General features: G+C 67.0%; 17 protein-coding genes. 10 read left to right on the top strand and 7 right to left on the bottom strand.

The window, feature by feature from the left end:
* The first annotated feature begins 8 nt into the window (after positions 1-8).
* Entirely contained in the window at positions 9-1,022 is a 1,014-nt protein-coding gene (locus tag E4634_RS12105; protein WP_135444237.1) for an aldo/keto reductase, read from the top strand.
* A gap of 6 nt (positions 1,023-1,028) precedes the next feature.
* Here the strand turns inward: E4634_RS12105 and E4634_RS12100 are convergent, their stop codons facing one another.
* The 5 genes from E4634_RS12100 to E4634_RS12080 form a co-directional block, all read right to left on the bottom strand.
* Positions 1,029-2,243 carry an MFS transporter gene (locus E4634_RS12100; protein ID WP_135444235.1) on the bottom strand — a complete coding sequence of 405 codons (1,215 nt, stop codon included), beginning with the start codon at positions 2,241-2,243 and terminating at the stop codon, positions 1,029-1,031.
* Positions 2,244-2,281: 38 nt separating this feature from the next.
* Positions 2,282-3,187, bottom strand: a complete 906-nt coding sequence (locus tag E4634_RS12095; RefSeq protein WP_135444233.1) for a TauD/TfdA dioxygenase family protein — start codon at positions 3,185-3,187, stop codon at positions 2,282-2,284.
* Positions 3,188-3,242: 55 nt separating this feature from the next.
* On the bottom strand, positions 3,243-3,878 hold the full coding sequence (locus E4634_RS12090) for a TetR/AcrR family transcriptional regulator (RefSeq protein ID WP_135444231.1): 636 nt from the start codon (positions 3,876-3,878) through the stop codon (positions 3,243-3,245).
* Between the two features lie 187 nt (positions 3,879-4,065).
* Positions 4,066-5,388 carry an MFS transporter permease gene (locus E4634_RS12085; protein ID WP_135444229.1) on the bottom strand — a complete coding sequence of 441 codons (1,323 nt, stop codon included), beginning with the start codon at positions 5,386-5,388 and terminating at the stop codon, positions 4,066-4,068.
* Positions 5,389-5,507: 119 nt separating this feature from the next.
* Positions 5,508-6,209 carry a class II aldolase/adducin family protein gene (locus E4634_RS12080; RefSeq protein ID WP_135444227.1) on the bottom strand — a complete coding sequence of 234 codons (702 nt, stop codon included), beginning with the start codon at positions 6,207-6,209 and terminating at the stop codon, positions 5,508-5,510.
* A 106-nt stretch (positions 6,210-6,315) separates the two neighbouring features.
* On the opposite strand from E4634_RS12080, the gene E4634_RS12075 reads away from it, so the two are divergent.
* Both E4634_RS12075 and E4634_RS12070 read left to right on the top strand, forming a co-directional pair.
* Entirely contained in the window at positions 6,316-6,903 is a 588-nt protein-coding gene (locus E4634_RS12075) for a hypothetical protein (RefSeq protein ID WP_135444225.1), read from the top strand.
* Between the two features lie 299 nt (positions 6,904-7,202).
* A complete protein-coding gene (locus E4634_RS12070) occupies positions 7,203-7,733 on the top strand; it encodes a globin domain-containing protein (protein WP_167854880.1) in 531 nt (176 codons plus the stop codon).
* 110 nt (positions 7,734-7,843) lie between these two features.
* Here E4634_RS12070 and nirD read toward each other — a convergent pair whose 3' ends face one another.
* Positions 7,844-8,176 carry a nitrite reductase small subunit NirD gene (nirD, locus tag E4634_RS12065; protein WP_135444222.1) on the bottom strand — a complete coding sequence of 111 codons (333 nt, stop codon included), beginning with the start codon at positions 8,174-8,176 and terminating at the stop codon, positions 7,844-7,846.
* 28 nt (positions 8,177-8,204) lie between these two features.
* A complete protein-coding gene (nirB, locus tag E4634_RS12060; RefSeq protein ID WP_135444220.1) occupies positions 8,205-10,745 on the bottom strand; it encodes a nitrite reductase large subunit NirB in 2,541 nt (846 codons plus the stop codon).
* 723 nt (positions 10,746-11,468) lie between these two features.
* On the opposite strand from nirB, the gene E4634_RS12050 reads away from it, so the two are divergent.
* The 7 genes from E4634_RS12050 to E4634_RS12020 all read left to right on the top strand — a co-directional run bounded on the left by E4634_RS12050 (position 11,469) and on the right by E4634_RS12020 (position 19,457).
* Positions 11,469-12,710 (top strand): alginate export family protein, encoded by a 1,242-nt coding sequence (locus tag E4634_RS12050; RefSeq protein ID WP_135444217.1) that lies wholly within the window; start codon positions 11,469-11,471, stop codon positions 12,708-12,710.
* Between the two features lie 54 nt (positions 12,711-12,764).
* The gene (locus E4634_RS12045; protein WP_240725164.1) at positions 12,765-13,382 is read left to right on the top strand and encodes an ANTAR domain-containing response regulator; all 618 of its coding nucleotides are present in this window, start codon (positions 12,765-12,767) and stop codon (positions 13,380-13,382) included.
* The gene (locus E4634_RS12040) at positions 13,379-14,560 is read left to right on the top strand and encodes a CmpA/NrtA family ABC transporter substrate-binding protein (RefSeq protein WP_135444215.1); all 1,182 of its coding nucleotides are present in this window, start codon (positions 13,379-13,381) and stop codon (positions 14,558-14,560) included. Before E4634_RS12045 ends, E4634_RS12040 begins: the two co-directional genes overlap by 4 nt.
* Before the next feature lie 269 nt (positions 14,561-14,829).
* Positions 14,830-16,221, top strand: a complete 1,392-nt coding sequence (locus tag E4634_RS12035) for a CmpA/NrtA family ABC transporter substrate-binding protein (protein WP_135444213.1) — start codon at positions 14,830-14,832, stop codon at positions 16,219-16,221.
* 105 nt (positions 16,222-16,326) lie between these two features.
* On the top strand, positions 16,327-17,271 hold the full coding sequence (locus tag E4634_RS12030; RefSeq protein WP_434783504.1) for an ABC transporter permease: 945 nt from the start codon (positions 16,327-16,329) through the stop codon (positions 17,269-17,271).
* A 31-nt stretch (positions 17,272-17,302) separates the two neighbouring features.
* On the top strand, positions 17,303-18,196 hold the full coding sequence (locus E4634_RS12025) for an ABC transporter ATP-binding protein (protein ID WP_135444210.1): 894 nt from the start codon (positions 17,303-17,305) through the stop codon (positions 18,194-18,196).
* Between the two features lie 10 nt (positions 18,197-18,206).
* On the top strand, positions 18,207-19,457 hold the full coding sequence (locus tag E4634_RS12020) for an NAD(P)/FAD-dependent oxidoreductase (protein ID WP_167854879.1): 1,251 nt from the start codon (positions 18,207-18,209) through the stop codon (positions 19,455-19,457).
* Positions 19,458-19,467: the final 10 nt, after the last annotated feature.

The following is a 19,467-nucleotide window of genomic DNA, read 5'->3' as shown; positions in this document are numbered from 1 at the left end:
AACCCTGCATGGACCCATCCACACGGCGCCCGCTGGGCGCCAGCGGACTCGAGGTAAGCGTCGCCAGCTACGGCGGCGGCAGCCTCGGCAATTTCTTCCGCCGCATGAGCAACGCCGAGGCCGCTGCCATTCTCGAGGCAGCCTGGGCGGGGGGCATCCGCTACTTCGATACCGCCCCGGTGTACGGCCGCGGGCGCAGCGAACGCCGGCTCGGCGCCTTCCTCGGCGAGCTGCCGCGCGACGAGTTTATCGTGTCGACCAAGGTCGGGCGGATCATGGAACCGGCGCGCGGCGCGGTCGAGGAGGACGGCATCTTCCTCGACCCGGCGCCGTTCAACGTGGTCTACGACTATACCTACGACGGCATCATGCGCTCCCACGAGCACAGCCTGCAGCGCCTGGGGCTGGATCGCGTGGACATTCTCTACGTGCACGACATCGACCAGATGATCCACGGCGAGGAGCACGCCGCACGCCTGCGCGACCTGCGCGAGGGCGGCATCCGCGCCCTGGAGGAACTGCGCGGCGCGCAGGTGATCTCCGCCTATGGCCTGGGCGTGAACCAGGTGGAGACCTGCCTGCAGTGCCTGGACTACGCCGCCCCGGATGCCTTCCTGCTGGCCGGCCGCTTTACCTTGCTGGAGCAGCGCGCCGCGCTGCCGCTGCTGGACAAGTGCCTGCACCGCGAGGTGTCGATCGTCGCCGGCGGCGTGTTCAACTCGGGTATTCTGGCCACCGGCCCGGTGCCCGGCGCGCACTACAACTACGGCGAGGCCTCCGGCGAGGTGTGCGAGGTGGTCGCGCGCATGCAGGCACTGTGCGGCGAGTACGGTGTCGAGCTGGCCACGGCAGCACTGCAGTTTCCGCTGTCCCACCCGGCGGTGGCCAGCGTGCTGCTCGGGGTGGGCACCATGAGCAGCCTGCAGCGCAACCTCGACGGGCTGCGCGCGCAGGTGCCGACCCAGTTGTGGGACGCGCTGGCGGAACTCGGCATGGCCACCCCGGAAGCGATCGGCAACTGAGCGGCCTCAGCGCCGCACCTCGCCGCGCAGGCCGAGCAATACGGCACTACCCACCAGCACACTGCAGGAGGCGACCAGCAGGAAGCCGGTGTAGCCCGCACCCTGGCCAAGGCTCAGGCTCAGCAGCGGGGCGCTGAGCATGGCCGATGCACCGACCGCGGCGAACAGGGTGCCGAGGGCGGTGCCGTAGTTGTCGAGGTCGAAATAGCGCGAGGTGATGTAGGCGAGGATGTCCCCCTCCGCGCCGAAGGCCAGGCCCATCAGCAGCACCGCCGTGGACAGTGCGGCTACCGAGTCCAGGGGCGAGACGATCAGCAACATACCCAGCGCGGGCAGCGCCAGGCCCACCGCCCCGACCACGCGGGCGGAATAGCGGTCCAGGGCCAGCCCCGCAAGCAGCCGCCCGGCGATGGTGCCGGCGGGGAACAGCCCGGCCACGCTGCCGGCCAGCGCCATGCCCATGCCGTTGTCCACCAGCACCAGTGCCAGCTGGGAACTGGTCAGCACCAGCGGCATGCTCACCAGCACGGTGACCAGCAACAGCCTGCGGTAACGTGGGTCCACGAGCAGTGCGCGAAAACCACCGGTATCGACCGCGGCCTCGTCGGCCGCCGCCGGCGCGCCTTCCGCGACCGGTGCAGGGTCCGGCACCAGCAGCAGCGCCGCACAGCCGGTGACACCACAGTAGATGGCGACTGCGACACTGCCAGTGCGCCAGTCCGCCGCTTCGATCAGCGCCGCCAGCAACGGACTGCCCAGCGCCGCGACCACCGCCGGGGTCGAGACGGCGATGGCCAGGGCGAGACCCCGGCTGCGATCGAAGTTGCGCACCACCAGGCGCAGGAACACCGGACCGGTGGTCATCGCCCCCAGGGTGAGTTGCAGGGCGAGGATACCCACGTACCAGCCGAGCGGGCCGTTGAGCGCGGCGATGGCCAGGTAACTGCACACCGTTGCCGCGACCCCGATACTGCCGATGCGCCGCACGCCGAAGCGATCGGCCAGCCGCCCCACCAGCGGGTAGGAGAACACGGCCAGGCCCGCGGCCATGCCGGCCAGGGCGAAATCCGCCCGCGACCAGCCCATGCCCTCCACCAGGTGCGGGGCCAGTACGTTGAGAACAAAGGGATGCAGGGCCATCCCCGAACCCAGGCCCAGGGAGGTGGCCAGCAGCGCTCGCCAGCTGCGGCGCAGCTCGGCGCGGAAATCGGCGGCGGGCACGTCAGCGCAGGAGCAGGGTATCCGTGGGGACAGCCACCTCAGGCGACCCGGCGGTGACTGCCGCGCCCGTCGATCGCCACCGGCACCGAACCGAGCACCGTGGCCCGGCGCAGCACGCGGGGTGCGTCGCCGTAGTCCGGCACCGCGCGGTGCTGCGTCGCCCGGTTGTCCCACATGGCGACGTCGCCCAGCTGCCAGTGCCAGCGCACGGTGTTCTCCGGCATGGTGATGTAGGACTGCAGAATCTCGAAGATCTTCGCCGACTCGGCATTGTTGAGGCCGACGAAGCGCTTCACCCAGGAGCCGAGGATCAGCGAGCGCTCACCGGTCTCCGGATGCACGTGCACCACCGGGTGCTCGACCTGGTCGACGTGTTTCGCCGTGTTCGCCCCGTAGTTTTTCATCTTCGCCTTGTAGGCGTCGCTGAAATTGCCGTCGAAGTCGAAGTCCGTGGCGTGGATGGCCCACAGTTCGTCGGCGAGTACCCGCAGCGGCGCGGGCAGCCGCTGGTAGGCCGCGGCGGCGTTCGCCCACAGGGTATCGCCGCCGCAGGGCGGCAGCTCCACTGGCCGCAGGATGGCAAAAGCCGAGGGCTCGGTAACAAAGGTGAGGTCGGTGTGCCACACGGAGGCGGAGTAGCCTTCGGTGAGTTCCAGCAGCGCGGCGGAACCGCCGGCCGCCGCCACCATGGGATGCTTCTGCAGCTCGCCGAAATGCGCTGCGAAGGCTTCCTGGGCAGCGTCGTCGAGGTGCTGCTGGTCGCGGAAGAACAGCACCTTGTGCTCGAGCAGGCTCGCGCGCAGGGCGGCGACGGTCGCCGCATCGAGCTCGCCGGACAGGCGCAGGCCGCGCACTTGCGCGCCGATGCTGCCCGCCACCCGGGCCACCTCCAGTCCCTGTTTTCCGCCAGATGCACCGGTGCCGGGCTTGCCAACACTGTTCATAGAGTCCTCCGCAGGTCCTGTAGACCTTTGCCTGGTTATTGTTATTCCGGGTTTTTTATTCGCCGGGCGCCGCCAGGGCAGCCGCGGCCATGCGCAGCGCGTCCTCGAACAGGGCCTGTTCGCGCCGCGCGGAGACACCCTCGTCCCGGTCGAGGGTATCCAGCATGGTGGTGATCAGGGCGGTGCAGGCCATGGTGCGCTCGCTGAAAAGTGGCCGTGCCGCCTCCGGCACCCGCGCTTCGAGCATGCGCCCGAGTTGCAGGGTCACCGGCACGATGGGCTCGGCACCGGACCACAGCCAGCCCCACTGCGAGCGGCCGAGACTGGCGAGGAAGGCCGCGTAGCTGTGCTTACCGCGCGCGTCGCGCTGCTCGAACACGGGCAGCCACAGGGCGCGCAGTACCGCGAGCAGGTCCGCCGTGTCGGCGTCCAGACCGGCCAGCAGCTGCGCGCGGCGCGCCTCGAACTCCGGCAGCCGGTGGTGCAGGATGGCGGTGATCAGCGACGCCTTGTCGCCGAAGTGATAGGCCACCACCGCGGTATTGCCGGCGCCGATCTGGGCGCCGATGCGACGCAGGGAAACGGCGTCGATCCCCTCCTGCGCAAACAGGCTCTCCGCGGCCTCGACGATCGCCTGCCGCGTGGCTTCGCTGCGCGAGTCCTGTCTCGCTGGCTTGTGTTTGCTGTCCATACGCTGCGCCGCTGTGCCTTTCCGTGATCTTTGCCGCAACCCCTGTCGTGACCCTTACCGTGACCCTGCCCACAGCGATGGCTGCGACGATGGCCGTAAGTGTTGCAGCAGGGCGAACGCCTGCATCCCGGCGGCATGCTAACGCCCCAGGATAATTTAAATCAAGTGATTTATTTTGTGACCGGCGTCAGTCCACCCGCGGCAGGGCCAGCGCGCGCAGCACCGCGCCGACCGCGACCGCCAGCAGCAGCACCAGCACCGACGCGGTGCCGAAGGCGGCATCGAGCAGGCCGAGGGCGCCGCCGGCGAGCAGGAAGATGCCCATGATGGAGTTGCTCACCGCGGTGTACTCGGCACGATTGTCGCCGTCCGCCATGTCCACCAGGTAGGTCTTGCGGCCGACGCGTGCGCCGTGGTGCGCCACCGCCGCCACGAACAGCAGCAGCGGGCCGGTCAGCGGCAGCGCCAGCCAGTCGGGGGCGAGGCCATCCAGCGCCAGGGTAGCGATGATGATCAGCGCGGTGATCGCCGCCGCCGCGGCCATCACGTGCTGCGCGGCGCGGTCCGACCAGCGCCCCCAGAAGGGGCCGGACAACAGCCCCGCGGCACCTTCCGCGAACAGCATCAGCGCGAGGTCGCCGACCCCGCCGTTGCCGGCGCGCTGCACCAGGACAACGATGTAGGGAATGGCAAAGGCGCTGGCCACCAGCAGCATGCGCGCGACGATAAACCCGCGCAGCTGGACGTCGGTCCAGAACAGGGACAGGCTGCGCAGGGCCTCGGTGAAGGCATTGCCACCGCCCTCGGTGGCACCGGGCACCTCCGGCACGCCGGCATACACCCAGGCGGCCAGCAACCACAGGGTCGCGGCGAGCCCGAGGATCGCGGCGAACATACCGACGTGCCCGTCGCCACTGCCAGCACCGGGCAGCAGCCACAGCACCGCGGCTGTCGCCAGGGTCGCCAGCCCGGCGGCGGAGGCGGCGAGGCCGGTGAGGCGGCCGCGGCGCGACTTCGACACCGTCTTGCCGAGCACGTCCTTGGCCGCCACCGAACTCACCCCGCGGGCCAGACTGAACACGGCCAGCAGGGCCACGATCACCACGCTGGCGGTGGGGCCAGGCAGGGAAAGCAGGGCGACGATCATCCCCAGCAGGGCCAGCGCCTGGCCGATGCTGCCGCCCACCCAGAACCATTTGCGCACGGCGTGCTCGCGGATGAACTGGGCGACAAACAATTGCGGCAGCAGGGCGAGGGATTCGCGCAGGGGCACCAGCAGGGCGATCAGCGCCGCGGGCGAGCCGATGGAGGTCAGCATCCAGGCCAGCACCAGGCGGCTGCTGACCAGGGCGTCGCCGAACTTGGTCAGGGTCTGCGCCGCCAGCTGGGCGACGAAGGCCCGGGGCTGTTCGCTGCAGGCACTTTCAGGGATGCCCTTGCACACTCGCGCGTCCTCGTCCTCGGCCAGCAGCGTGTAGGTGTTGTCGATAATCTCGCGGGAAAGTTTCATAAGCTGGTTACGTTATCACGAGCGCCGCGGATGCCGGTATCCGCAAACAGGTTGCGCGACCATTGCACCGGCGGCCTGCCGGGGAGGCGGGCCGTGCAAGGCGATCCTGGACACAACAGTCAGTCCCCGGCGTGACGCGGCTGCTGCCCGTAGTTGGCGAAGGCGGCCATCACCTCGTCCATCTGCGCCGCGTCGAGGATCACCGGCCCGCCGATGGCCAGGGTGCCCCAGTAGCACTGGGCCAGTTCCTCGACCAGCGCGGCCAGTTTCAGCGCCCCAGGCAGGTGTTCCGCGGTGGCGATCTGGCCGTGGTTGGCGAGCAGGCAGGCGGCGCTGTCCGCCAGTACTGCAACCGCCGCCCGCGACAGTTCCGCGGTGCCGAAGGTGGCGTAGTCCGCCAGCGGGATCTCCCGCGCACCGGCGGCGGCGACCATGTAGTGCACGGCCGGAATCGCGCGGCGCGCACAGGCCAGTATCGTCGCGTAGGCCGAGTGACAGTGCACCACCGCGTGCACGCCGGGATGCCCGCGGTAGATATCGGCGTGGATACGCCACTCGCTGGAGGGCGCCAACTGCTCCGCGTCGACGCTGCCGTCCAGCGCCATGTGCACGATGTGGCCCGGTGAGAGCTCCGCCGGGGACAGGCCGGTCGGGGTAATCAACATGCCGCCGGCGGTGCGCACCGAGACATTGCCCGCAGTGCCCCGGTTGAGGCCGTGCTCGGCCAGCCCGCGCAGGCCCTCCACCACGGCGAGCCGCCCGCGCCTGTCGTTCTTGTACTGCGTCATCACCTCGTCCGCCGCGCCGCCAGGGGCGTACATCCTCGCCCAGCGGGCGGGTGCGCGCAACGCCCGCGGGTGCGCCGCAGCGGTATGCTAAAGTGCGCGGACCGCGCCGCCCGGCGCGGCCACTGACGGGAGATTATCTGTGCTTGCTTTGCTCGGCCGCTGGACCTTCGGACTGACCCTGGGCTGCCTGCTCACCGCCTGCACCGCGGAGAATAAAGACGCCGCCTGCGCGGCCGCCGACATCCTCGAGGACCCGGGCTTCACCACCCTCGGCGGGCCGCGCTCGCAACGCCGCTGGTCCGCCTCCCAGCACGCCTCGGAGCCCTCCTTCGCCTACGGCGTCGAGGATGGCGTACTGACCATTCGCAAGACCGGCAAAGAGCCCTGGTTCCTGCTCACCCAGATCGTCCAGGACTACACATCGTTGGCGGGCCAGGAGGTGGAGTACAGCGCGGAGATCCGCCTCGACCTGCAGCCGCCGAGCATACCCCACGGCTTCAAGGACGGCGGCGGGCTGGTGCTCACCGCGCTGGTGGGCGGGCGCAACGCGGTGAATTCGGTACTCGAGCACGAACCCCATATCGGCACCAGCGACTGGCAGCGGGTGGCTATTCGCGCCACCCTGCCGCGGCAGATCAACCAGCTGCGCCTGGGCATCCTGCACCAGGCCGATGGCACACTGCAGGTGCGCAACCCGCAGTTGCGGCCGGCAAACTGCGCGCAGTGACCCCGCCCTCACGGGGGCCATTTTGGTGCAAGTGCGCCCCCGGCAACCCCGTATCAATCATGCACTACCGCAAGGCAGATACATAACCCACTGTTTTTATTGAATTAATGTAGGTGGCACGCTTCCTGCTATGAATCCTGTGTCGCCGCACTTGCGGCCCGGGCCTGACGACGAGGGCCGGCTTTGACACCATCCAGGGCAATGGCGCCCCGCTCCAGCTTCGCAGGAAGCAGGTGCGGGGCGTATTTTTCCCGGGGGCGCTAATAAGAGGGATCTGGGTGACGCCACAGCAAATTGCATTGATCGCCGACACGTGGGCCCTGCTCGCGCCCGCGGCGGATCAGTTCACCGCCCTCTTTTACGAGCGTATCCAGAAACTCGATCCGAAGTTGCGCCGCCACTTTCCGGAAGATTCCGAGCAGAGCCGGCAGATGGCCTCGCTGCTCGATACCATCATCGCCACCCTGGACCTGATGGACAACCTGCGCCCCGCGCTGCAGGCGATGGGCGCACGCTATGCCGAACTCGGCATGACCGAACGGGACTACCACACCACGCGCTCGGCGCTGCTGTGGACCCTGGAACAGGCTCTGGGCCAGCGTTTCGCCGACGCCGAGCGGGAGGCCTGGGGATGCGCATTCGATACCCTGGCCTCGGTCATGCTGCAGTCCGCTCGCGAAAACCGCGAAGAGGCCCAGCAGGCCCCGCGCCAGGCAGTCGAAGGGCGCAAGAGCGAGCCGCCCTCCGCACCCGCATTACGCAGCAGCCCCTTCGCCATGAGCCAGGCGTTCGCCGGCGAACCGCCGGGGCCCAGTTCGACCCGGCAGTAGGTCAGCCTGGAAGCAAATAGTTCAGCCTGGAAACACACAGTTCAGGCCCGGCAATAAACAGTTCGGCCCGGCACTGGTCCGACCCGGGATAAGCCCGGCCCGGCAAGCGCTCAACTCGCCAGCAACACCCGATCGCCCTCGACCCGCACCGGCCAGGTACGCAGCTTCACTTCGCCATCTTCCACGCACTCGCCGCTGTCCAGGCAGAAATGCTGCTTGTACACCGGGGAAGCCACCACCAGGCGCTCGCCGAGACTGCCGACGATACCGCGGCTGATGACGTTGGCGCCGGAAAACGGGTCGTGATTGGCCAGCGCATAAAAGGTGTCGCCGTCGCCGCCGGCGACGCGGAAGATGGCGACCTGGTCGCCACCGAGCAGGGCACAGCGCCCGCTGTTGGGAAGGATGTCAGCGACGCTGCAGATGTCGTTCCATTGGCTCATCGGTAATCTCCAGTTGTAGTCGCGTGGGTCAGGAAGCGGTGGCGAGGATGTCCGCGGACATCGCCGCGCGCTCTTCCTCGGTGGCCGGGCGCACCTGTTTGCGCTCGCGCACGAACACCACGTTCTCGTCGGTGGCGTCCGCGTTGACGAAGAACTTGAACTGCGCGACCTTCTCCGGGTCCTCGACGGTGGTCTTCCACTCGCACTGGTAGGCACCGATCACCGCGGCCATCTGCGCCTCCAGTTCGGCGCCGAGACCCAGGCTATCCTCGATGATCACCTGCTGCAGGTACTCCAGGCCGCCCTCCATGTTTTCCATCCACACCGAGGTGCGCTGCAGGCGGTCCGCGGTGCGGCAGTAGAACATGAAGAAGCGGTCGATGTAGCGGATCAGGGTCTCGTCGTCGAGGTCGGTGGCGAACAGGTCCGCGTGGCGCGGCTTCATACCGCCGTTGCCGCACACGTAGAGGTTCCAGCCCTTCTCGGTGGCGATCACGCCGACATCCTTGCCCTGCGCCTCGGCGCATTCGCGGGTGCAGCCGGACACTGCCATTTTCAGTTTGTGCGGCGAACGCAGGCCCTTGTAGCGCTCCTCGAGCAGGATCGCCATGCCCACGGAGTCCTGCACGCCGTAGCGGCACCAGGTGGAACCGACACAGGATTTCACCGTGCGCAGGGCCTTGCCGTAGGCGTGGCCGGTCTCGAAGCCGGCCTGGATCAGCTCGCCCCAGATATCCGGCAGCTGCTCCATGCGCGCGCCGAACAGGTCCACCCGCTGGCCGCCGGTGATCTTGGTGTAGAGGTCGTACTTCTTGGCCACGTAGCCCAGGGCAATGAGTTTGTCCGGGGTGATCTCGCCGCCGGGCACGCGCGGCACCACCGAGTAGGTGCCGTCCTTCTGCAGGTTGGCGAGGAAGCGGTCGTTGGTGTCCTGCAGCGGCGCGTGCGGCTGCTCCAGCACGTAGTCGTTCCAGCAGCTGGCCAGGATGGAGGCCACCGCCGGCTTGCAGATATCGCAGCCCATGCCCTTGCCGTGTTTGTCCAGCAGCGCATCGAAGCTGCGGATGTTTTCCACGCGGACAATGTTGTACAGGTCCTGGCGGGTGAAGGCGAAGTGTTCGCAGATGCTTTTATCCACCGCCACGCCGCGGGCGGCGAGTTCGTCGTCGACCAGGTTCTTGAGCATCGCGGCGCAGCCGCCGCAGCCGGTGCTGGCCTTGGTCTCGGCCTTGACCTCTCCCAGCGAGCAGCAGCCGGCGTCGATCACGCCGACGATATCTCCCTTGGACACGTTGTGGCAGGAACAGATGGTCGCCGTGGCGGGCAGGGCGGCCACGCCCAGGCCCACCGGGGCACCGCCCACGTTTGGCAGGATCAGCGCCTGCGGGTCGGCGGGCAGCTCGATGTCGTTGAGGTGGTATTGCAGCAGGGTGTCGTACTCGCCGCAGTCGCCGACCAGCACCGCGCCGAGCAGGCTCTTGCCGTCGCCGCTGGTCACCAGGCGCTTGTAGATGTTCTCGCGCTGGTCGCTGAACACGAAGGACATGGCGCCCGGGGTGCGGCCGTGGGCATCGCCGATGGAACCCACGTCCACGCCGAGCAGCTTCAGCTTGGTGCTCATGTCGGCGCCCTGGAACAGCACCCCGTCGGTACCCGCCACGCTCGCCGCCGCGGTTTCCGCCATGCGGTAACCCGGCGCCACCAGGCCGAAGATGCGCCCGCCGAACAGCGCGCATTCGCCGACGGCGTAGATGTCGCTGTCCGAGGTCTTGCACTTGGTGTCGACCACGATGCCGCCGCGCTCACCCACCGCCAGCTCGCAGTCCCGCGCCAGCTGGTCCCAGGGACGGATGCCGGCGGAGAACACGATCATGTCCGTCTCCAGTACTGACTCGTCGGCGAACTCCATGCGCAACGCGCAGTCGTCGCCATCGACGATGCGCTGGGTGTTCTTGCCGGTGTGCACGTTGACGCCGAGTTCCTCGATCTTGCGCCGCAGCATGGCCGAGCCGCCGTCGTCCAGCTGCACACCCATCAGGCCCGGCGCGAATTCCACCACGTGGGTTTGCAGTCCGAGGTTCTGCAGCGCGTTGGCGCACTCCAGGCCGAGCAGGCCGCCGCCGACCACCACGCCAATCTTGCTGTCCTTCGCCTTGGCGCGGATCTCGCCGAGGTCGTCGATGGTGCGGTAGGTCAGGCAGCGCTCGTGCTCGTGGCCGGGCACCGGCGGTACGAAGGGGTAGGAGCCGGTGGCGAGCACGAGCTTGTCGTAGGCGAAGCGGCGGCCGCCTTCGGTGACTACCTCTTTCTTGTCGCGCTCGATGGCGGCGACCGGGTCGCCGAACACCGCCTCGACGCCCCACTCTTTATAGGTGTCGCGGGTGGCCAGGGCGAGGTCTTCCGGCGAACGGCCGGCGAACACATCCGACAGGTGGACACGATCGTAGGCGGGGCGCGGTTCGCCGCCGAGAATGGTGATGCGGTCACCGGTGGCGGCCTCCACCAGGGTGTTGACGAAGTGGTGCCCGACCATGCCGTTGCCGACAACTACTATCTCGCGCTTGCTCATAACCCATCTCCTGATACGTCATATCGCCAGGAATGCCTGGAACGGCGGGACTTCAAGGGAGGATGGGGCGGCGGGATTCGCCGAAAATGCATGCAACTCCGGTGACAACGCATCGCAATTGCGCATCCACCATTGGAGTCGATTCCTGAAATTGGTGCACCGGATTCTGGAAACCGCTGGGATTTGCACTTCGCTAGTGCAAAAACGGCTGAAAACCGGGCCTATGGGAATGTAACAGCAACTCTCGTGCCAGTTATCAGGCGGCCGCAACGAGTAGCGCTCCTGCCACCTCTCCTGCCACCTCTCCTGCCACCTCTCCTGCCACCTCTCCTGCCACCTCTCCTGCCACCTCTCCAACCACCTCTCCAACCACCTCTCCAAACACCTCTCCGGCCCGACACCCAGGCGCGCGGACGGGCCCGAATCAACCCTTCCCGGGGCGTTCATCACAACGCCTGTATGCCGGGTTGCTGGGCGATACAGGTGCATACGAGTGCCCATTTCTGTGCGAAATCACAATTTCCGGGCAATCCGCAGCGAACTCCAGCGCAGCGGAAAAACCATCAATTGCTTGGATAACAACAGCTTAGTCGGTTCTGGCCCGACACTTGCAGAGGCGCCGACGTCCCCAACAATCCGTTTCACGGCAATGAAGCCTGTTCGCACACCCACCAACCCGGGTGCCGCGAGCGGGCTTTTTGCGTTTTTGAGGAGTACAAAAAAATGGCAGCATCCATCCAGCGACGCACCCTCCTGGCAACCGCAGTGCTCGGCGCACTGGCCTCCCCGGCCTTTGCCGAAGACGCGGCACCCAGCCCCACCACCTTCACCGAGATGTTCACCCTGGGCAAGGCCTCACTCGATTTCCGCTATCGCTTCGAGTACGTCGAGCAGGAAAACATCGACAAGGAGGCCGAGGCCTCCACCCTGCGCAGCCGGCTGACCTTCGCCTCCGCCGCCTACAAGGGTTTTTCCTTCCTCGCCGAGTTCGATGACGTCACCGCCATCGGCGACGACAACTACAACTCCACCTCCAACGGCAACACCGAGTACCCGGTGGTGGCCGACCCCGAGGGCACCGAGGTCAACCAGGCCTGGGTCAAGTACGCCGCCAGCGGCGCCTCCGGCACCTACGGCCGCCAGCGCATCCTGCACGGCAGCCAGCGCTTCGTCGGCGGTGTGGGCTGGCGCCAGAACGAGCAGACCTACGACGGTTTCCGCGCCATGTACAGCGGCGGCGGCCTGACCCTGGACTACGCCTACGTGTACAACGTCAACCGCATCTTCGGCCCGGACGACGGCCCGGTGCAGCCGGCCAACCTGCACGGCGAGAACCATTTCCTGCGCGGTGACTTCACCTTCGCCGAGAAGCACACCATCACCGGCTTCGCCTACCTGCTGGATATCAACGAGGCCGCCGGCTACCCGGGTGGCCGCTCCGTGGGTAACTCCACCGACACCTACGGCGTGGAATACGCCGGCGCCATCGGCCCGGTCAGCCTGAAGGCCGCCTACGCCACCCAATCCGAGGCCGGCGACTCGCCGCTGTCCTACGACGCCGATTACTACATGGCCGAGGGCGGCCTCACGCTGGGGCCGGTCACCGCCACCCTGGGCTACGAACTGCTTGGCTCGGACAACGGCGTGGGCTTCAAGACCCCGTTCGCCACCCTGCACAAGTTCCAGGGCTGGGCCGACCAGTTCCTGGTCACCCCCGGCGACGGCATCGAGGACATCTACTTCGGCCTGGCCGGCGCCATCGGCCCGGTGAAGCTGGCTGGCTTCTACCACGACTTCGCCGCCGACGCCTCCGGTGGCGACTACGGCACGGAACTGGACCTGGTGGCCACCTACCCGGTGAACAGCAACCTCAGCCTGCAGCTGAAATATGCAGGATTCTCCGCCGACAGCGATGCGTATGTTGATGTCGACAAGGTATGGATGACGGTACAATTCAAGATCTGATCCCGTTGTCTGCTGTGCCGGCGGCGTCCTGTGAGCCGCCGGCCCTGGTATTCCGTGCCGAATTCACCCGCTAACAAGGTGTTGCGCGTCATCCTGGTGGATGACGATCTCTCGCGTGCCACCGCCGTCGAAGCGCGCCTGCGCGAGGTCGGCTTCGAGGTGCTGTCGGTCATTCCCACCGCCTCCGGCCTGCTGTTCCAGATGGCGCAGCAGGAACCGGACGTGGTGATCATCGCCCTGGACTCCCCGGACCGCGACGTGCTGGAGAGCCTGGCGATCGCCTCCACCCACAACCCGCGCCCGGTGGTCATGTTCTCCGAGGCCGGGGACCAGGGTTTCATCACCGACGCCATCCGCGCCGGGGTCACGGCCTACCAGGCCGAGGACATCAATCCCACCCGGGTGCGCGCCGCCATCGACATTGCGGTCGCCCAGTTCTCCGCCTTCAACAACCTGCGCGAGGAACTGGACGAGACCCGCCGCCAGCTCGAGGAACGCAAGCTGGTGGAAAAGGCCAAGGGCCTGCTCATGTCACTGCACAAGGTGGAGGAGGAGGAAGCCTTCGCCACCCTGCGTAAACTGGCGATGGACAAGAACCGCACCCTGGGGGAGACCGCCCGCGAGGTGATCTCCATCCTGGAGCGAAGCAAACCGAAAGGAAGGCAACGATGAGCGATATACAGCGCCTGCCTCCGGCGGAGAAGCGCGAACTCAACCTGGGTTTTATCCGCCTCACCGACAGCGCCCCGCTGATCATGGCGCAGGAACTGGGCTATTACAGCAAGTACGGGCTGGACATCAGCCTGCAGCGCGAGGTGTCCTGGGCCAACCTGCGCGACAAGCTGGTGGCCGGCGTGCTCGACGCGGCGCAGATGCTGGCGCCGCTGCCGCTGGCGACCTCGCTGGGCGTGGGCGGCATGCGCGCCGACGTGATCACCGGCCTGGCGCTGTCACTCAACGGCAACGCCATCACCCTGAGCCAGGGCCTGTCCCAGGCGATTGCCGCGCACGGCGGCGACCCGATGCTCGGCGCCCAGCACACCGCCGCGGCCTTCGCCCAGCACCTGCGCGAGAGCGGCTGCCAGGTTACGCTGGCCACCGCCCACACCTTCTCCTGCCACACCCTGCAGTTGCGCAGCTGGCTGCGCAGCGGCGCCATCGACCCGGAGCGCGACGTGCGCATCATCGTCCTGCCGCCGGAGCAGATGGTCGACAGCCTGGCGCGCGGCATCATCGACGGTTTCTGCGTCGGCGAGCCCTGGAACAGCATGGCGGTGCAATACGGCATCGGCGCAGTGCAGGCCACCGGCTACCAGATCTGGAACAACGGCGTGGAGAAAGTGCTCGGTGTCACCGAGAACTGGCACCAGAGCCACCCCGGTTCACACCTGCGCCTGCGCCTGGCGCTGATGGAGGCCTGCGCCTGGCTGTCCGACCCGGTCAACCGCGAGGAGACCGTGGCCGTGCTCGCGCAGCCCGGCTACCTGGACCTGCCGCAGGAAGTGCTGCGCCCCTCGATCACCGGCCATTTCACCTTCAGCAAGGGCGGGCCGGTGGTGGAGCGACCGCACTTCCACGTGTTCGGCCGCTTCCAGGCCGGCTTCCCCTGGCGCTCCGACGGCACCTGGCTGCTGGAACACATCGGCGAATTGCTCGGCAAGGGCTTCGACCCGGCCGATATCAAGGCGCTGGCCCAGCGCACCCTACGCACCGACCTGTACCGCGAGGCGGCCCGCCACCTGGGCATGCCCTGCCCGAGCCAGGACTACAAGCCGCTGAATCGCCACGCCGACGTCTGGGAGATCGAGCCGGGTATCGAACTGGGGCCGGACCTCATGCTCACGCCCTGAGAGGTGGCAGGCGCGTGCCCGGACGAGCGAATTTGGTGCACGATCCCGCGTCGGCGGCCACCCCCGGACGAGGCGTTATTCAATTAAGCATTTGTTATTGTTGAATTATTGGTTTTCTGGCCCACGTTTTGTATTTGTAAAGACTTAGACAAGAGCTACAGCTACACCACATCGCGATCCTCCCCTCTGAGCACCGACGCTCTCCCTCGACTGGCACTGCCCGAGGGGAGTGTTCGTTAGTTCAACTACTGAGACTCAAGGGGTACATGATGACTCGCAAAGGATTTCTCTCTCTCACCCGCCGCCAGCTAGGCGCCTTCGCCCTGGGTTCGCTGTTCGCAGCTGCCCTGCCGCTGTCCGCCAGCGCCGAGCTGGGCGAGCCGGAAAAGGACGAACTCAAGTTCGGCTTCATCAAGCTGACCGACATGGCCCCGCTGGCCGTGGCCTATGAGAACCATTACTTCGAGGACGAGGGCCTGTACGTGACCCTCGAGGCCCAGGCCAACTGGAAGGTACTGCTCGACGGCGTCATCGACGGCCAGCTGGACGGCGCCCACATGCTCGCCGGCCAGCCGCTGGCGGCGACCATCGGCTTCGGCACCAAGGCGCACATCGTCACCCCCTTCTCCATGGACCTCAACGGCAACGGCATCACCGTGTCCAACGCCGTGTGGGAAGAGATGAAGAAAAACATCCCCCACGATGAAGACGGCAAGCCGGTACACCCGATCAAGGCCGATGCCCTGAAGCCGGTGGTCGAGAAATACAAGGCCGCGGGCAAGCCCTTCAACATGGGCATGGTATTCCCGGTTTCCACCCACAACTACGAGCTGCGCTACTGGCTGGCCGCCGGCGGCATCCACCCCGGCTACTACGCGCCGCACAAGGGCGACATCTCCGGCCAGCTCAGCGCCGACGCACTGCTCTCCGTCACCCCGCCGCCGCAGATGCCCGCCACCCTGGAAGCCGGCACCATCTACGGCTACTGCGTGGGCGAGCCCTGGAACCAGCAGGCGGTATTCAAGGGCATCGGCGTGCCGGTCATCACCGACTACGAGATCTGGAAGAACAACCCGGAAAAAGTCTTCGGCATGACCAAGGAGTTCACCGAGAAGTACCCGAACACCTCTATCCGCGTGGTCAAAGCGCTACTGCGCGCGGCGAAATGGCTGGATGAGAACGACAACGCCAACCGTCCGGAGGCGGTGAAGATCCTGTCCCGTCCCGAGTACGTGGGCGCCGACTACGACGTGATCGCCAACTCCATGACCGGCACCTTCGAATACGAGAAAGGCGACAAGCGCGAGGTACCGGACTTCAACGTGTTCTTCCGCTACAACGCGACCTTCCCCTACTACTCCGACGCCGTCTGGTACCTCACCCAGATGCGCCGCTGGGGCCAGATCGCCGAGCCCAAGGCCGACAGCTGGTACGACGAAGTGGCGAAGAGTGTCTACCGCCCGGACATCTACCAGGCCGCCGCCGAGGCGCTGATCGAGGACGGCGAAATGGATGCCTCCGACTTCCCCGAGTTCGCCACCGAGAGCGGCTACCGTGCACCGCAGACCGAGTTCATCGACGGCAAGGTCTACGACGGCACCAAGCCCAACGCCTATCTGGAGCAGTTCCCGATCGGCCTCAAGGGCAACGAGACCATCTAACCCGAAAGACCGCGCCGCCCCACGCGGGCGGCGCAACGCATACAGCGCAGGATGTACACCATGTCAGACGCAGCAGCACTCCGCCCCGACGACCGCTACCGGCAGATGATCAGCGGTATCAGCTCCAAGACCTTCCTCGAGGGCCTGGTGCTGCCGGCTATCGGGATTTTCGCCTTCCTGATGCTGTGGCAGTTTGCCGCCAACCGGATCGACACCTCGCTGGGCCAGTTTCCCGGCCCGGTACAGGTGTGGGAACAGGTGCAGAACCTGGCGGATGAACACCAGCGCGAACGGCAAAAAGAAACGGAATTCAACCAGCGCCAGGAAGAGCGCAACGCGAAAAAACTCGAGAAAAACCCCGACGCCGAAATCAAGTGGCGGGACTATACCGGCAAGCCGACTTTCATCGACCAGATCCGCACCAGCCTGTGGACGGTGGCGGCGGGCTTCCTCATCGCCAACCTGATCGCCATCCCGCTGGGTATCGTCTGCGGCCTGTCCGCCGGCATGTACAAGGCGATGAACCCGATCATCCAGGTGTTCAAGCCGGTGTCGCCGCTGGCCTGGCTGCCGCTGGTGACCATGGTGGTGAGCGCCTCCTACACCACGGAGGACCCGATGTTCGACAAGTCCTTCCTCAATTCGGCAATCACCGTGTCCCTGTGCTGCCTGTGGCCGACGCTCATTAACACCACCGTGGGCGTGGCCGGCATCGACCGCGACCTGGTCAACGTCAGCCGCGTAATGGCGCTGCCCTGGTTCACGCACATTCGCAAAATCGTCATCCCGGCGGCGATCCCGATGATCTTCACCGGCCTGCGCCTGTCCCTGGCCACCGGCTGGATGGTGCTGATCGCCGCGGAGATGCTGGCGCAGAACCCGGGCCTGGGCAAGTTCGTCTGGGACGAATTCCAGAACGGCAGCTCCGATTCCCTGGGCCGCATCATGGTCGCGGTGCTGGTGATCGGCTTTATCGGTTTCGCCCTGGACAAGCTCATGCTCACCCTGCAGAAGCGGGTGACCTGGGACAAGAACGCCGTACTGCGGTAACGCGACACAGAGCTAGCGAGGAGTACAGACAATGGCAGGCAAGTATCTCGACATCACCGGCGTCGGCATCGAATTCAACACCGGCGGCACCAAGTTCCGCGCGCTGCAGAACGTAAACCTGAAAATGGAAAAAGGCGAGTTCGTCTCGCTGATCGGCCACTCCGGCTGCGGCAAGTCTACCGTGCTGAATATTGTCGCCGGCCTGCTGCGCGCCACCGAGGGCGGCGTGGCGCTGGAGGGCAGGGAAGTGGACGAGCCCGGCCCGGACCGCGCGGTGGTATTCCAGAACCACTCGCTGATGCCCTGGCTCACCGTGTACGAGAACGTCGAGCTGGCGGTCAACCAGGTGTTTCGCAAGACCAAGAGCCGCGCCGAACGCCGCGAGTGGATCGAGCACAACCTCAAGCTGGTCAACATGGACCACGCCATGAACAAGCTGCCCGGCGAGATCTCCGGCGGCATGAAACAGCGCGTGGGCATCGCCCGCTGCCTGGCCATGCAGCCCAAGGTGCTGCTGATGGACGAACCCTTCGGCGCGCTGGACGCGCTGACCCGGGCGCAGCTGCAGGATTCGCTGATGCGCATCCAGGCGGAGCTCGGCAACACCGTGATCATGATTACCCACGATGTGGACGAAGCCGTATTGCTGTCCGATCGCATCGTGATGATGACCAACGGCCCGGCGGCCACCATCGGCGAGATCCTGCAGATCGACCTGCCGCGCCCGCGCGACCGCCTGGAACTCGCCGAGGACCCGGATTTCGTCCACCTGCGCCAGCAGGTGCTGGAGTTCCTCTATGCCAAACACGTGAACCCGGACACCAAGGCCCGCGGCGAGGCCAAACCGGCGCCCCTGCGCGATGCCTCGGCACCGGCCCCGGACGACGACAGCCCCTCCGGCGGCGCGGATACCCAGGCGGCCTGAGACTGGCGACATGCGGCGCAAACTGGTCATCGTCGGTGCGGGTATGGCTGCGGCCTATGTGCTGCAGGAGCTGGCACAGCTGGAGCACGACCTCGACGTCACGGTGATCGGCGACGAGACCGAGGCCTGCTACAACCGCGTATTGCTGTCCAACGTGCTGGCTGGCGAGAACAGCGAGGCCGACCTCGCCATGCTTGAACCGGCGATGCTCGAGCCCGCCATGCCCGAGACAGACAGTCCCGAGACAGATAGTCCCGGGACCGTGCAGTTCGTCACCGGCACCCGGGTCAGCGCGATCGATACCGACGCGCGTACCGCCCGCTGCGCGGATGGCAGCGAACATCCCTTCGACGCCCTGGTCTTCGCCACCGGCGCCGGCGTGGCCCGCCCGGGGGTGGATTGCAGCGGCATCATTGGTGTCGAAGTGTTCCGCACCCTGCGCGATGCGCGCGAGCTGCGCGCCCTGCCGGCGCGCGGTCGCCGGGCGCTGGTTGTGGGTGCCGGCCTGCTCGGCCTGGAGGCCGCGCACGGGCTCAACGAACTGGGCTTCGACACCCGGGTCCTGCACCGCAACCCGGTGATCATGAACCGGCAGCTCGACACCGAGGGCGGCGCCCAGTTACAGCGCGACCTCGAGGCGCGCGGTATTCACTTCGACCTCGGCGTGCAGATCGCCGGCGTCGCTGCCGATGACAACGGCCGCCTGTGCGGTGTCACCCTGGACAACGGCGAGCGCCTGCCCGCGGACCTGCTGCTGTTCGCCACCGGCATCACACCCAACATCGAACTCGCGGCACAGGCGGGCATCGCCACGGCGCGCGGCATTCGGGTGGACGAGCGCCTGCGCACCTCGGCACCGGGGGTCTACGCCCTGGGCGAGTGCTCGCAGTTCGGCGAACACTGCTTCGGCCTGGTGGCGCCGATCCGCGAACAGGCGGCGGTGCTCGCCGCGCAGCTCGCCGGCGTCCAACACCCGCCGTTTTGCCTGCAGGACTACCCGACGCAACTGAAGATTTCCGGCGTCGAGATCTACCGCGCCGGCGAACTCGATGACGCTGCCGAACAACTGGTGCTGCGCGGGAACGGTGTCTACCGCCGCCTGGTGCTGCGCGACAACCGCCTGGTCGGCGCGGTGCTGGTGGGCGACAAGCGCGGCGGCACCTGGTACAGCGAGCTGATCAGCGGCGGTGGCGAGATCGGCGCCCTGCGCGCCGGCCTGATCTTCGGCCGCGATGTCAGCGAAGCGCTGGCGGCGGCCTGAGAACCAACGA

It is taken from the genome of Mangrovimicrobium sediminis (genome assembly GCF_004745945.1).
GTDB lineage: Bacteria > Pseudomonadota > Gammaproteobacteria > Pseudomonadales > Halieaceae > Mangrovimicrobium > Mangrovimicrobium sediminis.
The sequence above is the reverse complement of the archived record's forward strand: the minus strand, read 5'-3'. Positions and strand labels throughout refer to the sequence as shown.

Bases quoted from the DNA above. Each gene is read 5' to 3' on its own strand.
- E4634_RS12105 (WP_135444237.1), top strand. From the start codon at position 9: ATGGACCCATCCACACGGCGCCCGCTGGGCGCCAGCGGACTCGAGGTA.
- E4634_RS12095 (WP_135444233.1), bottom strand. From the start codon at position 3,187: ATGAACAGTGTTGGCAAGCCCGGCACCGGTGCATCTGGCGGAAAACAG.
- E4634_RS12090 (WP_135444231.1), bottom strand. From the start codon at position 3,878: ATGGACAGCAAACACAAGCCAGCGAGACAGGACTCGCGCAGCGAAGCC.
- E4634_RS12085 (WP_135444229.1), bottom strand. From the start codon at position 5,388: ATGAAACTTTCCCGCGAGATTATCGACAACACCTACACGCTGCTGGCC.
- E4634_RS12080 (WP_135444227.1), bottom strand. From the start codon at position 6,209: ATGTACGCCCCTGGCGGCGCGGCGGACGAGGTGATGACGCAGTACAAG.
- nirD (WP_135444222.1), bottom strand. From the start codon at position 8,176: ATGAGCCAATGGAACGACATCTGCAGCGTCGCTGACATCCTTCCCAAC.
- nirB (WP_135444220.1), bottom strand. From the start codon at position 10,745: ATGAGCAAGCGCGAGATAGTAGTTGTCGGCAACGGCATGGTCGGGCAC.
- E4634_RS12050 (WP_135444217.1), top strand. From the start codon at position 11,469: ATGGCAGCATCCATCCAGCGACGCACCCTCCTGGCAACCGCAGTGCTC.
- E4634_RS12040 (WP_135444215.1), top strand. From the start codon at position 13,379: ATGAGCGATATACAGCGCCTGCCTCCGGCGGAGAAGCGCGAACTCAAC.
- E4634_RS12035 (WP_135444213.1), top strand. From the start codon at position 14,830: ATGACTCGCAAAGGATTTCTCTCTCTCACCCGCCGCCAGCTAGGCGCC.
- E4634_RS12030 (WP_434783504.1), top strand. From the start codon at position 16,327: ATGATCAGCGGTATCAGCTCCAAGACCTTCCTCGAGGGCCTGGTGCTG.
- E4634_RS12025 (WP_135444210.1), top strand. From the start codon at position 17,303: ATGGCAGGCAAGTATCTCGACATCACCGGCGTCGGCATCGAATTCAAC.
- E4634_RS12020 (WP_167854879.1), top strand. From the start codon at position 18,207: ATGCGGCGCAAACTGGTCATCGTCGGTGCGGGTATGGCTGCGGCCTAT.